Source organism: Amycolatopsis sp. VS8301801F10 (assembly GCF_046195355.1).
In the GTDB taxonomy this organism is placed as follows: Bacteria; Actinomycetota; Actinomycetes; order Mycobacteriales; family Pseudonocardiaceae; genus Amycolatopsis.
Genome location: NZ_CP176065.1, coordinates 3,374,581 through 3,386,932, shown reverse-complemented (window position 1 = coordinate 3,386,932; position 12,352 = coordinate 3,374,581). Strand labels below are relative to the sequence as shown.

The 12,352-nt window shown below is 69.2% G+C and carries 16 protein-coding genes; 7 read left to right on the top strand and 9 right to left on the bottom strand.

The features are described 5' to 3' along the window. Positions 1–170: 170 nt before the first annotated feature. From F9C11_RS16215 to F9C11_RS16195, 5 genes are read right to left on the bottom strand one after another with little or no spacing between them, the layout of a single operon-like run. Complete coding sequence (locus F9C11_RS16215) at positions 171–368, bottom strand: ferredoxin (protein WP_409185692.1); 198 nt, start codon at positions 366–368, stop codon at positions 171–173. Next, complete coding sequence (locus F9C11_RS16210; protein WP_409186919.1) at positions 365–1,462, bottom strand: NADH-ubiquinone oxidoreductase-F iron-sulfur binding region domain-containing protein; 1,098 nt, start codon at positions 1,460–1,462, stop codon at positions 365–367. The genes F9C11_RS16215 and F9C11_RS16210 overlap by 4 nt, the downstream gene beginning before the upstream one ends. 12 nt (positions 1,463–1,474) lie before the next feature. Further along, positions 1,475–2,038: a ferric reductase-like transmembrane domain-containing protein gene (locus F9C11_RS16205; protein WP_409185691.1), complete on the bottom strand. Its 564-nt coding sequence runs from the start codon at positions 2,036–2,038 to the stop codon at positions 1,475–1,477. Next, positions 2,035–2,952, bottom strand: coding sequence for an FAD:protein FMN transferase (locus tag F9C11_RS16200; protein WP_409185690.1), 918 nt, complete (start codon positions 2,950–2,952; stop codon positions 2,035–2,037). The genes F9C11_RS16205 and F9C11_RS16200 overlap by 4 nt, the downstream gene beginning before the upstream one ends. Next, positions 2,949–3,191 (bottom strand): hypothetical protein, encoded by a 243-nt coding sequence (locus F9C11_RS16195; protein ID WP_409185689.1) that lies wholly within the window; start codon positions 3,189–3,191, stop codon positions 2,949–2,951. Before F9C11_RS16195 ends, F9C11_RS16200 begins: the two co-directional genes overlap by 4 nt. Before the next feature lie 104 nt (positions 3,192–3,295). Here F9C11_RS16195 and F9C11_RS16190 point away from each other — a divergent pair, with 104 nt between their 5' ends. From F9C11_RS16190 to F9C11_RS16180, 3 genes are all read left to right on the top strand, one after another. After that, positions 3,296–4,384 (top strand): glycosyltransferase, encoded by a 1,089-nt coding sequence (locus F9C11_RS16190; RefSeq protein WP_409185688.1) that lies wholly within the window; start codon positions 3,296–3,298, stop codon positions 4,382–4,384. Positions 4,385–4,541: 157 nt separating this feature from the next. Then, a complete protein-coding gene (gene argG, locus F9C11_RS16185) occupies positions 4,542–5,990 on the top strand; it encodes an argininosuccinate synthase (RefSeq protein WP_409185687.1) in 1,449 nt (482 codons plus the stop codon). A gap of 119 nt (positions 5,991–6,109) precedes the next feature. Further along, on the top strand, positions 6,110–7,711 hold the full coding sequence (locus F9C11_RS16180) for a DUF885 domain-containing protein (RefSeq protein WP_409185686.1): 1,602 nt from the start codon (positions 6,110–6,112) through the stop codon (positions 7,709–7,711). On the opposite strand, the gene F9C11_RS16175 is transcribed toward F9C11_RS16180, so the two are convergent. Then, entirely contained in the window at positions 7,708–8,130 is a 423-nt protein-coding gene (locus F9C11_RS16175; protein WP_101438277.1) for a Fur family transcriptional regulator, read from the bottom strand. The two genes, F9C11_RS16180 and F9C11_RS16175, sit on opposite strands and share 4 nt — an antisense overlap. A gap of 118 nt (positions 8,131–8,248) precedes the next feature. Here F9C11_RS16175 and F9C11_RS16170 point away from each other — a divergent pair, with 118 nt between their 5' ends. Further along, entirely contained in the window at positions 8,249–8,647 is a 399-nt protein-coding gene (locus F9C11_RS16170) for a Fur family transcriptional regulator (protein WP_409185685.1), read from the top strand. A 3-nt stretch (positions 8,648–8,650) separates the two neighbouring features. On the opposite strand, the gene F9C11_RS16165 is transcribed toward F9C11_RS16170, so the two are convergent. After that, the gene (locus F9C11_RS16165; RefSeq protein WP_409185684.1) at positions 8,651–8,776 is read right to left on the bottom strand and encodes a hypothetical protein; all 126 of its coding nucleotides are present in this window, start codon (positions 8,774–8,776) and stop codon (positions 8,651–8,653) included. Positions 8,777–8,859: 83 nt separating this feature from the next. Between F9C11_RS16165 and F9C11_RS16160 the strand changes: the two genes are divergently transcribed. The 3 genes from F9C11_RS16160 to F9C11_RS16150 all read left to right on the top strand — a co-directional run bounded on the left by F9C11_RS16160 (position 8,860) and on the right by F9C11_RS16150 (position 11,185). Beyond that, a complete protein-coding gene (locus tag F9C11_RS16160; RefSeq protein ID WP_409185683.1) occupies positions 8,860–9,726 on the top strand; it encodes an alpha/beta fold hydrolase in 867 nt (288 codons plus the stop codon). Positions 9,727–9,730: 4 nt separating this feature from the next. After that, a complete protein-coding gene (locus F9C11_RS16155) occupies positions 9,731–10,324 on the top strand; it encodes a TetR/AcrR family transcriptional regulator (RefSeq protein ID WP_409185682.1) in 594 nt (197 codons plus the stop codon). A gap of 345 nt (positions 10,325–10,669) precedes the next feature. Further along, positions 10,670–11,185, top strand: a complete 516-nt coding sequence (locus F9C11_RS16150) for a lytic polysaccharide monooxygenase auxiliary activity family 9 protein (RefSeq protein ID WP_409185681.1) — start codon at positions 10,670–10,672, stop codon at positions 11,183–11,185. Between the two features lie 54 nt (positions 11,186–11,239). Here the strand turns inward: F9C11_RS16150 and F9C11_RS16145 are convergent, their stop codons facing one another. Both F9C11_RS16145 and F9C11_RS16140 read right to left on the bottom strand, forming a co-directional pair. Beyond that, the gene (locus F9C11_RS16145; RefSeq protein WP_409185680.1) at positions 11,240–12,037 is read right to left on the bottom strand and encodes a nuclear transport factor 2 family protein; all 798 of its coding nucleotides are present in this window, start codon (positions 12,035–12,037) and stop codon (positions 11,240–11,242) included. Between the two features lie 31 nt (positions 12,038–12,068). After that, positions 12,069–12,311 carry a PLDc N-terminal domain-containing protein gene (locus F9C11_RS16140; protein ID WP_409185679.1) on the bottom strand — a complete coding sequence of 81 codons (243 nt, stop codon included), beginning with the start codon at positions 12,309–12,311 and terminating at the stop codon, positions 12,069–12,071. Positions 12,312–12,352: the final 41 nt, after the last annotated feature.

The window sequence follows — 12,352 nt, the reverse complement described above, 5'->3', positions numbered from 1 at the left end:
CCATGTTACTGGCCGGGAGCCCGGCCAGTCTCGCTTTGAGGAGCAATTGTTGATGCACTTCGCGTCGTCCTACGCCGAGTATGCCCCGTGGATCGCAGCTGCCGCGGGAATGATTTCGGCGTGGTGGCGCTGCTGAATCACGGCTGAATCCGGCGTTGGCGCTGCAACAACTACGATTTCCGTAATCGCAACGCCAGCGCCGGACAAGCCCCGGCCGCCCTTCGGGCCTCGGGCAGCAATGGCGGCGGAACCGTTTCCCCGCGTACCACCGGATAACCCCATTCGTCCAGCGTGATCAACTCCGGCAGGATCTCCGCGCACAACCCGTGTCCCCGGCAGGCGATCGGGTCGACCGTCAAGCGGTTCATGCCGCACCTGCCGTGGTTCGGCACGCGCCTGCTGCCAGGTGGGCTTGGACGTCGGAGGCGAAGACTCGCATGGCGCTCGCGGCCAGGCGGACCGCTCCGTCCGGGTGGGCGCACGCGCCCCGTCCACTGAGGAGCGGGAGGCGGCGGGCCAGGCGGGCGGTTGCGTCCCGGCCGGACAGCAGGTCGGTGAAATCCGCGGCGATGGCCGGGAGTCCGAACATGCACGGTCCACATTGGCGGGCCGATTCTCCTGCCAGGGCATGGAGAATATTCCGGGTCAGTTCTATGCCGCACTGAGATTCTGGGAGCAAGTGCAGCGAGGACAGGCCCGGTTCGCGACCGAGAGGCAAGGGGTCGGCCAGGGAACGCGGCATCCAGGTGCCGCCGTAGCCGCCGATCAGGATTGTTTGGGCGGTACCGGATCCACCGGCTCGGGCGAGGATCGCGGAGATCGGGGTGTCCGCCGGGACTTCCAGTACGCCGGGGCGGGCGACGGCTCCGGTGACGGTGACCAGATCGGTGTGCACAAAACGGTCCGCGCCGGTTCGGGCGACGAGCGCGAATCGGGCCAAGGTTTCGACATTCTGGACCAAAGTGGGGCGTCCGCGCAGGCCGCGTTCGGTGGGGCGCGGGGATTTGCCGGTCGGGCGGGCGTCGCCGGTGCCCAGGAAATGCACTAGTGCGGTTTCTTCGCTGGCGACGTACCGGTGCGGGACCACAACGACTTCTACCGGAACGGCGTCTCGGCGTTCGGCTAGAGCGGCCGTTACGCGTCGGTTTTCCTCGTGCATGCAGAGGTAGGCCGCCGTAGCGCCGACGGCTCGAGTGGCGACCTGGATTCCGTCCAGCACCAGGTGCGGAGCGAGGTCAAGCAGGGCACGGTCCTTGCTGCTGAAGGGATCGCTCTCGCAGCCGTTGGCGACCACAATGGACCGTCCTGGTGCGACAGAGCGCAGTTTCGTCGCGGCGGGGAAGCCAGCTCCTCCGCGGCCGCGGATACCGGCGGCGTCGATTTCGCGGAGCAGTGCGGTACGATCCAGGACAGGCAGTCCACCGTGGACAGACAGGTGGGCAGCAAGGTTGTTGCGGTGCAAAGGAAGCAAGAGTCACCTCCGAAGTGGAGAGAGGCGGCGCGCCTCGGTGTCGGGGCTGGTACTGCCGAAACGCACGCTCGCGGCGGCCAGGACAGCGATAAGGCACGCGATATCGAGCGAGATGAGCAGCGGACGCGCACTGTCGGACGCGACGAGACCGACGCTGTGCGCGAGCGCAACAGGCCAGCACAGATAGGCGAGCCAATGCACCGCGCGCCAGAGTCGCGGCGGAATGCGGGTTCGCAGCAGGCTCGTCACCACAATGGCGAGTAGCAAATCTACCGCTACCGCACCGATTCCGCTCCAGAACGGCTCGTAACCCGAGATAAACGGGACGACGACGGAGAGCCAGCCGAGGTCCACATAGCCGTCGACGACGGCGAAGACGATGTGTGCGCCCAAGAAGACGAGACTGACCAGCGCCAGGTTCCGATGCAGGTCCGCGAGAGCGAAGCGCGGCCAGCGGCGGGGCGAAAACCGGGCAGAGTTTAGGAAACCGAGTACCACGACAGCCGTCGAGAAGACCAGCGCGACGATTCCGGTGGCCCGGCTGAAATACCACAGCGCGGAACTCACGATGCGTGCTCCCGGCGTTCCGCGGGCCAACCAGCCGTCGTCCGGACCGCACCGCGCGAGGTCACCAGGCGCGCGGGCAATCCTCGCGAATTCAGCCAGTCCAACGCTGCCACGCCGAGTACGACCGAGGCGGTGCTCGCCGTGTTGGCGTCCACACAGGACTTCGCGGCTACCGAAACCGTTCGCCAGCAGGGATCCGCCGGTTCGCCCGTGCGCGGGTCGACAATGTGGTGCACCACGCGTCCGCCACGCCGCCAGGTCCGCCGCGCGACGCCGGACGTTGCCAAACCGCCGCCGGTGAGCGTGATCGTCGTATCGGCGGCGTCGGTGTGGTCGTCGCCGAGCGCGATTCGCCAACCACCTGCCGGTGCCGCACCCGCAACCGCGAGATCGCCGCCGAGGTTCACCAGCACACCGCAGCCGGTGCGGTGGGCGATTTCGGCGGCAGTCTGGTCCGCTGCCAGCGCTTTCGCCGTCGCGCCGAGGTCCAGCATTACCCCGCGCGGCAGCACGACAATCCGGCGGGCCGGTTCGAACAGCACCCAATGCGAGCCGGGCGCGGGGACTGGCGCCGCGGCGGGTCCGTCAGTGATCTCGGCGAAGTCGCGGTCGTAACCAAGCGCTGCCATCGACGCGCCGACCGTCGGATCGACCAGGCCACCGCTCAGCCACGACGCCCGCAACGCCGCCGACAGCGCGTCGGCCAGCAGCGGGCTCACCTCCACTTCCCGGCCCGCGGCACGGTGGAGTGACGAAATCTCCGAGTCTGTCCGGAATCGGCTGCATGCCCGGTCGAGTTCGCCGAGCCGCGTCCGCAGCAACTCGGTCGCCGGGCCGAGCGCGGCCTCCTCGGTGACGAGCACCCGCGCGGTCGTGCCCAGCGCGGGAAAAGCCGCCGAATACGGCCCGGTCACGACGCGCCCGATCCGGTGTGCGCGTGCCCGGAGCCGGAGCCGGGGTTCTCGGCGGGTGCCCGCAGCTGGTCCTGGCCCGAGCTGCTCGAGCTGCTCGACGGCGAAGCGGCCGCCGTCAGCCCGTATCCGATGCCGCCCGCTGCCGCGAGTCCGAGCACCGCCGCCACCGCCGTGACGACCGCGGTCCGGTGCCGCCCGCGTGCCCGTTCCTCTTGCCTTCTGCTGATGTCCGGGTCCATGCCGGGTGTCCTCTCCGGTGGTGGGAACACCCAGTCTCAGCCGCGAATCTATGAGCCCGCTGGGAACGACCTGTCAGTTTGCTGCCAGTCACTACACTCCGCGCATGAGCACGGTCCTCGCGTGGGCGACGCTGGCGGTGTGGGCCGGACTCGCGTTGTGCCACAGCTGGTTCTGGCGCACCGACCAACGGCTGCCCGAGCTGATCCGGCCGGAGCGCTGGCCGTCCGTCGCCATCGTGGTACCCGCTCGCGACGAGGCGGACCTGCTTCCGCAAACCCTCCCCACGCTGCTCGGCCAGACCTACCCCGGCGACGCGCGCGTCGTCCTCGTAGACGACGGCAGCAGCGACGGAACCGCGGAAGTCGCCCGGTCGCTGACTGTCCCCCATGGACTCCCGCTCACCGTCACGAGCCCCGGCGAACCACCGGACGGCTGGACCGGGAAACTCTGGGCCGTCGCGCACGGCGTCCGCAAGGCAGGCGACGTCGACTTCCTTCTGTTGACGGACGCTGATATCTCACACAGCCCCGATTCGCTGGAAACTCTCGTCGCCGCTTCCACCAGCGGCCGGGACCTGGTATCTCAGATGGCCGTTCTGCGCACCGCAACATTCTGGGAGCGGCTGATCGTGCCCGCTTTCGTCTACTTCTTCGCGATGCTCTACCCCTTCCGCCGCGTGAACTCCGCCCGCTGGCGAACCGCCGCCGCAGCAGGAGGTTGTGTACTCGTCCGACGCTCAGTGCTCGAGCGCGCCGGCGGAATCGCCGCGATCCGCGGTGCGGTCATCGACGACGTCGCGCTGGCCCGCGCGGTCGCGTCCGCGGGCGGCCGGATTTGGCTGGGTTACGCGTCGAAGGCCTGGAGCGTCCGGCCGTATCCCCGGCTCGCGGACCTGTGGCAAATGGTGGCCCGCAGCGCCTACACCCAGCTCCGGCACTCACCGCTGCTGCTGGCCGGGACCGTCGTCGGCATGGGCACCGTTTTCCTCGCCCCGCCCGTGCTGGCCCTGACCGGCTCGTGGCAGGCCGCAGTCGCGTGGCTGCTGATGACGGCGACGTTCGTCCCGGTCGCGCGGTATTACCGGCAACCCCTGGTCGCGGGGCTGCTGCTGCCGTTCACCGCAGCGCTCTACACCCTGATGACGATCGACTCCGCCCGCCGCCGGACCGGCTGGAAGGGCCGCACGTACTGACGGAGGAGCTGAACGAGACGGCTCATCCCCCAGCCCCCGGCATGCCGCGGCGTGGCGGCGGCGGCAAGAGCGGCGAAAGACCTGGACAACCGCACGGAGAGCGAGTTCACACCACCCGGGGATGCACGTTCATACATCGTCATGCATAATCATTCCTATGTCCAAGGTGCTCACTTCCCTTCCCGTCGGCGAGCGGGTCGGCATCGCGTTCTCCGGCGGCCTCGACACGTCCGTGGCGGTGGCGTGGATGCGCGACAAGGGTGCGGTTCCGTGCACCTACACCGCCGACATCGGCCAGTACGACGAACCCGACATCGCGTCCGTCCCCGGCCGTGCGCACGCCTACGGGGCGGAGCTCGCGCGGCTGGTCGACTGCAAGGAAGCCCTCGTCGAGGAAGGGCTCGCCGCGCTGACCTGCGGTGCGTTCCACATCCGCACCGGCGGCCGGGCCTACTTCAACACCACCCCGCTCGGCCGCGCGGTCACCGGCACCCTGCTGGTGCGCGCGATGCTGGAGGACGACGTCCAGATCTGGGGCGACGGCTCCACCTACAAGGGCAACGACATCGAGCGCTTCTACCGCTACGGCCTGCTGGCCAACCCGGGCCTGCGGATCTACAAGCCGTGGCTCGACGCGGCGTTCGTCGGCGAGCTCGGCGGCCGCAAGGAGATGTCGGAGTGGCTGCAGGCGCACAACCTGCCCTACCGCGACAGCACCGAAAAGGCCTACTCCACCGACGCGAACATCTGGGGCGCCACGCACGAGGCGAAGTCGCTCGAGCACCTGGACACCGGCATCGAGATCGTCGAGCCGATCATGGGCGTGCGGTTCTGGGACCCGGAAGTCGAGATCGCGCCCGAGGACGTGACCATCGGCTTCGAACAGGGCCGTCCGGTGACGATCAACGGCAAGGAGTTCGGCACCGCGGTCGAGCTGGTCCTGGAGGCCAACGCGATCGGCGGGCGGCACGGGCTCGGCATGTCCGACCAGATCGAGAACCGGATCATCGAGGCCAAGAGCCGCGGCATCTACGAGGCCCCGGGCATGGCGCTGCTGCACGCGGCGTACGAGCGGCTGGTCAACGCGGTGCACAACGAGGACACCATCGCCAGCTACCACAACGAGGGCCGGCGCCTGGGCAGGCTGATGTACGAGGGCCGCTGGCTGGACCCGCAGGCGATGATGCTGCGCGAATCGCTGCAGCGCTGGGTCGGCACCGCGATCACCGGCGAGGTCACGCTGCGGCTGCGGCGCGGCGAGGACTACTCGATCCTCGACACGTCCGGCCCGGCGTTCAGCTACCACCCGGACAAGCTGTCGATGGAGCGCACCGAGGACTCCGCGTTCGGCCCGGTCGACCGGATCGGCCAGCTGACCATGCGGAACCTCGACATCGCCGACTCGCGCGCCAAGCTGGAGCAGTACGCGAGCCTCGGCATGGTCGGCGGCACCTCGCACCCGAAGCTGATCGGCGCCGCGCAGGCGGCCGCGACCGGCCTGATCGGCGCGATGCCCGAGGGCGGGGCCGAGACGATCGCGTCCCGCGGCCGGACCGACGACGTCGAACTGCTCGACCGCGCCGCGATGGAATCCGGCACGGACTGAGGCTTTTCTCCCGAGGATGCCCGCGTCGGCTCACCGGCGCGGGCATCCCCTCTATACCAGCGACCGGACCCCGCTAACGTCTCTATATTCCGGCGGCGGCTCCCGGCTAACGTGACGGCGTGACCCCGATTTTTCAGCTGTCCGCCGATCACGTCACGGCGGAGGCAGCGCTCGACCCGATCGCCGCGACGCTGGACGGCGTGACCACCGACGCGACCGCGCTGACCGACCTCACCCCGGACGGTTTCGCGGCCCGCGCCGAGCTGGCCCGGCGCACACTCGCCGCGCTCGCGAAGCTGTCCCCCGAGTCCCGCGCGGACCGGATCGCGTCCACGCATCTGCGGAACAGCCTCGAGGCCGAGCTGGCCTGGCACGAGTCGGGCGAGCCGTTCCGCCAGGTGCAGGCGCATTTCGGGACGCTGAACAGCATCGCCGATTCGGTCCGGCTGCTGCCGCGTCGCGACGCGGACGACTGGCACGTCCTCGCGGTCCGGATGGCCGGCGTCGAAACGATGCTCGCCGGATGGCAGAAGACGCTGCAGGCCGGTCTCGACCGCGGGCTGCGCGCGGCCCGTCGCCAGGCGCTGGAAACAGCGGCACAGGCCGAGCGGTACGCCGGTGTCCACAATGCACTCGTCGAGGAGTACGGCGACGGGCCGCGGGCGGCCGAACTGCGCGCCGCCGCCGATGCTGCCCACCGCGGTTACGCGGCGCTCGCCCGGTTCCTGCGCGAGGATTACGCCCCGCACGCCACCGAAACCGATGGCGTCGGCGCGGAACGCTATGCGATCGCAGCCCGGCTTTCGCTCGGCGCGGACCTCGATCTCGCCGAGGCGTACGAATGGGGTTGGGCGGAACTTCAGCGCATCGAAACGGAAATCGCCGCCGAGGTCGCGAAAATCCAGCCCGGCGCGAGCGTGGCGGAAGTCCTCGCCCGGCTGGACGTCGAATGCTCGGTGGCCGGCGAAGAGTCCTATTTGGACTGGCTGCGCGCGGCGCACGAGCGCGCGCTGGAAGCCGCGAGCGAGCACTTTGACATCCCAGAACCGTTGCGTGCCTTGGACGTCGTGCTCGCGTATGGCTCGGCGTCGGGTTCGCCGTACTACACCGGACCCGCGGAAGACGGCACCCGGCCCGGTCGCACGTGGTGGCCGCTGGGCGGACGGGAACGCTTCGCGACCTGGTCCGAGCTGACGACGGTGTTCCACGAAGGGGTCCCCGGACACCATCTGCAGATCGGCGTCGCGGGGCTCGCCGGAGACTCGGTCAGCCGGTACGCCCGCGTCCATTCAGTGAGCGGGCACGCGGAAGGCTGGGCGCTGTACGCCGAACGCCTCGCCGACGAACTGGGCTGGTTCTCCGAGCGCGGCACCCGGCTCGGCATGCTCGCCGGTTCCGCGCTGCGGGCCGCGCGCGTCGTGATCGACCTCGGCTCGCACCTCGACTTGCCGCTGCCGGACGGTTCGCGCTGGGACTTCGCCACCGCGTGCCGGTTCCTGCACGAGCGCGGGCTGGCCGCACAACACCGGGTGCACGCTGAGATCGTGCGCTACCTCGGCTGGCCAGGCCAGGCCATCTCGTACAAGATCGGCGAACGCGCGTGGTTGCAGGCGCGCGCCGAAGCGGCCGCCAAACCCGGATTCACCTTGCGCCAGTGGCACCGCGACGTGCTGGCGGTCGGCCCGGTCGGGCTCGCCGCGCTTCAGGACGCGCTGCGTTAGGCCTTGGCCTCGCACTCCGCGCACATCCCCCACCACGTGACCTCGGCCTGGTCCACCCGGAAACCGGGCACCGGACCGGGTTCGAGGCACGGCGCGGCTCCGATCGCGCACGGCACGTCCTGGATCCGGCCGCAGCCGCGGCAGACCAGGTGATGGTGGTTGTCGTGGGTTTCGAGTTCGAACCGCGCGGGCGAGCCGGCCGGTTCGAGCGGGCGCAGCAGCCGGGCGCCGACGAGGTCGTCGAGCACGTTGTAAAGGCCCTGCCGGGACAGCGCGCCGACAGCCCCGTCGGCGTCGAGCACCGTCGCGATCTCCGCCGCCGTGACGTGCGGGGTCCGCGCGACCGCGGCCAGCACCGCACGCCGCTGCGGCGTGTTGCGCAGACCTTTGTCGCGCAGGCGCGCCCCGAACTCGTCCATGGCCCGGATGGTACCCGCAGAGTTGACCGAATCAATTCTGGCGTGCAGTGGCTCACAGTTCCAGAGTTGACCCGTTCTTACATTTGACTGGATCAACTGTGCGGACTACAAAGGGTACGTGCTCACGACCTCCGCACCCCTCCCGTCCAGCGCCGACGCCGGAACCCGGCTCCGGCGCGCCGGCCTGCGCGTGACGACCGCCCGGCAGGTCGTGCTGGAAGTGCTGGCCGAAAACCCGCACGTGACCGTCGCGGAACTGCTGCCGCTGGTCCGCGCACGGCTGTCGATGGCGTCCACGAGGGGCGTCCACGACGTGCTGACCACCGGCGTCACCGCCGGTCTCGTCCACCGCTTCGACCACGTCGGCGTCGCGCAACGCTACGAGCTGGCCGGTTTCGACCACGCCCACCTGCTGTGCCGCCAATGCGGCCGGCTGGAAGCGACGCCCGCCACTCCTCCGGATTCGACCGAGGAAGTGGTGTCCGGCCTGTGCTCGCGCTGCGAACCGGCGGAGTAAGCCTCAGCGGAACGCGGCGATCTTACGGGCCAGTCGGCGAAGACTCCGTTCGCCGGACGCACTGACGCGCAGTTCGGCCAGGTTTCCGGCGCGCCGCTGGACGAGGTCCTCGACCGGACTACCCGGCACCCCTCGTACATTTCCCCTGGTCAGCCGGGGCATTACCGCAGAGGTAATTTACATACAGACTGCATGTATGTATCTTCGTCGGCATGACCGCACACGAGAAACTCGGCACCGCCCGGCACGTCAACCTCCCCCAGGGCGAACTCCGGTACTTCGAGCGCGGACGCGGCCGCCCGGTCGTTTTCGTGCACGGCGTGCTCACCAACGCCCTGCTCTGGCGCAAAGTCGTCCCCACTGTCGCGGACGCCGGATTCCGTTGCCTCGCACCGGATCTCCCGCTGGGCGCACATCCGGTCCCGATGCGCTCGGACGCCGACCTCAGCGCCCCCGGCCTCGCCACCCTCCTCGGCGATTTCCTCAGCGCGCTGGATCTGGAAGACGTCATCCTGGTCGCCAACGACACCGGCGGCGCCATCACGCAACTGCTGCTCGCGCGGTACCCGGAGCGGGTCGGGCGGGTGGTGCTGACGCCGTCGGACAGTTTCGAGTACTTCTTCCCGCCGATCTTCCAGCCGCTGCCGACGATCGCGCGGGTCCCGGGTTCGATGGCGGTGCTCGGCCAGCTGCTGCGGATGAAGGCGTTGTACCGGCTGCCGCTGCTGTTCGGCTGGGTCACGAAGCGTCCCCTTCCGCCGGACATCGCCGAGGAATACCTGGGCAAGCTGCGTACATCTCCTGGCCGGCGAAGGGATTTGCGCAAGTTCCTGCGCACCGTCGACTCGAACCTCACCCTGGCCGCGGCGGAGAAACTGCGCCAGTTCAAGCGTCCGGTGCTGCTGGCGTGGCCGCCGGAGGACAAGCTGTTCCCGATCAGCCTCGCGCACCGCCTGGCGGAGGTTTTGCCGGACGCGGAACTCGTCGAAATCCCGGACTCCTACACCTTCGTCTCGGAGGATCAGCCGGACGCTCTGGCCGGGCACATCACGCGCTTCGCCGCCGCCATGGCAGATTAGGTGCGTGCGACGTACCCAGCAAGAACGCTCCGACGCGACGCGAGCCGCACTGATCAAGGCCGCCCGCGACCTCTTCGGCGCCCGCGGCTACCACGAGGTGCCGGCCGAAGAAATCACTCGCACGGCAGGCGTCACGCGGGGCGCGCTGTATCACCACTTCGGCGACAAACAGGGCCTCTTCCGGGCCGTCGTCGAAGTGCTGGAACGGGAATTGACCGCGGAGGTCTCGGAAGTTCTTGACGGCGCACCGGATCCGCTTTCCGGGCTTTCCGCCGCACTGCGGGTTTTCCTGGACGCTTGCCTGCGCCCGGACGTCCGGCGCATCTCGCTGACCGACGCGCCCGCCGTGCTGGGCTGGGACGCCTGGCGGGACTTAGAGGCCGAGTACGGGCTGGGGCTGGTCGCGGAAAACCTGGCGGCCGCGCGGGAAGCCGGGCTGATCGTGGACACGCCGGTGGATGCCTTGGCGCAACTGGTGCTGGCCGCGGTGATGGAGGCAGCGCGGATGATCGCCAACGCGGACGATCCGGACCGGGTGCGGGAGGATGTGCAGCAGGTGTTTTCGGGGTGGTTGAGCGGGCTGCTGCGGATCTCTTAGGGCAGAGTCCGCTGAGCCTCGCCGCGCTTGGCGATGTACCTCGAAAGGTTCTCAGCTCGGCGACGTCCGCCGCCCGTTCCTCCACCGGACAGGCTCGCCAGCTGCGATATCCGTGGCCGATGCGCCCGATCGCCGCGCAAACCTCCGATCCCGTGCCGTGGCCCCGTATCAAATAACACAGCGTAGCCGATTCTTGACCGAGCGCGGGCACCCGAGTATGGTCTAGACCACAATTCTCCCCACCCCTCCGCCCGCGCAGCACCCCACCGCGGGCTCGCCGGTCGTGCCGAGGCTCGCCCGGCCGCCCTCCGGCGCGGGAGCGGGCCCGGCTTCGAAGGAGCCATCATGTCCCGCAAACGCACGATGCTCGCCGCGCTCGGCGGCGCGGTCCTCGCTCCGGTGCTGATGCTGATCGGCCCCGGCATCGCCAGCGCGCACGGCTACGTCAACTCCCCGCCGAGCAGGCAGGCCCAATGCGCGGACGGAACCGTGTCCTGCGGCGACATCAAATGGGAACCGCAGAGCGTCGAAGGCCCCAAGGGCCTGCAGAGCTGCAGCGGCGGCAACGACCGGTTCGCCGACCTCGACGACGACAGCAAGGGCTGGAAGGTCACCCAGGTCGGCAGCCAAGTGACTTTCACCTGGGTGTTCACCGCGCGCCACCGCACCAGCGACTACCAGTACTTCATCGGCGGCACCGAGGTCGCGAGCTTCAGCGGCAACGACCAGGCCCCGCCGGAAACCGTGTCGCACCAGGTCGACCTGAGCGGCTACCCGGGACAGCAGAAGGTGCTCGCGGTGTGGAACATCGCGGACACCGGCAACGCGTTCTACGCCTGCATCGACCTGAACGTTTCCTGACCGCGCGAAATGCCGGGCAGCCACGCGGAAACACCGCTCCGGCTGCCCGGCGTTTCATTCGGCGAACGCCTCGGCGACGGCGAGGCTGTCTTCGTATACGTGGTACCGCCTGATCAGTCCACCGCCCACGGTCAGAGATACCGCAAAGCTGGTCGTGAAATGTTTGCCGGTCGATTTGACCGTTTGGGCACTGGTCCCGGCGAGCACCGCGTCCGCGCCATCGACCAGGATCCGGTCGACCCGGACCTCGCTTTCCTCTGGTACACAAGCACTTCCGAGCGTCCGGAAGTGTTCCGCGACGTCCGCCCGGGTGGAGCGAGGGCGGATCCACGGCACGACCGGATGCTCCGGTTCCGGCCAGCTCACCCACCAGTCGACCGGTTCCGCGAAAAGCTCCGCGATGCGATCCGGGTCCCCCTGTTCGAGCCTGCGCAGGAATTCGTCCGCCACCGCCCGGACGTCCGGGGACGCGGGGCGCGGCGGCTCGGCGAACTGGAAGTCGCGCCGGATGCGGCCGTCCTCGCCGAGTTCCGCCACGACAAAGCCGGTCCAGGCGATCTCGCCGCCCGCCGCGGGGACCATCTGGGTAGTGAACCGGACCATGCCGTGATGGCCCACCGCGTCTCCGGCGTACCGGAAGACGAACCCCCCGCCAGCGACGAATTCCTCGAAAGCCTCGCCGACCCGGCGCTCCAGCTCCTGCTGGCCCCGGTACTCCGCGGACTCGGTGCACTGCACGCCGTCCTCGGCCCACAACGAGGCGATCATGGTGCGCCGGGCGGCCGGGTCGGATTCGTTCCATACTGCGACATACCGGTCGGCGAACTCGCCGGCGTCGATTACGTGATCCATGCTGGGACGCTAACCGCGCCCCCCTGACATCTTATGTCAGCGAAGCTTCCGCACTCCGCTTGCCGACCAGGAACCACAGCATCGGTCCGAGGAACGGCGCGCAGAACGCGAAAACCACCCACACGAACTTCATCCCGAAGCCGAGCGGGCTGCCGAGCACGCTCACCAGCGCGCCGATGAACAGCAAGACCGGAAACGCCACCAGCAGCGCGATTCCGGCGATGGCGGCGAACTGCAGGCCTTCGTGGACGGTGTCGGCCAGGACGGCGGTCATCGGAAAATTCCTCTCTCACAGCGGGTCGAGACCCAGTGTGC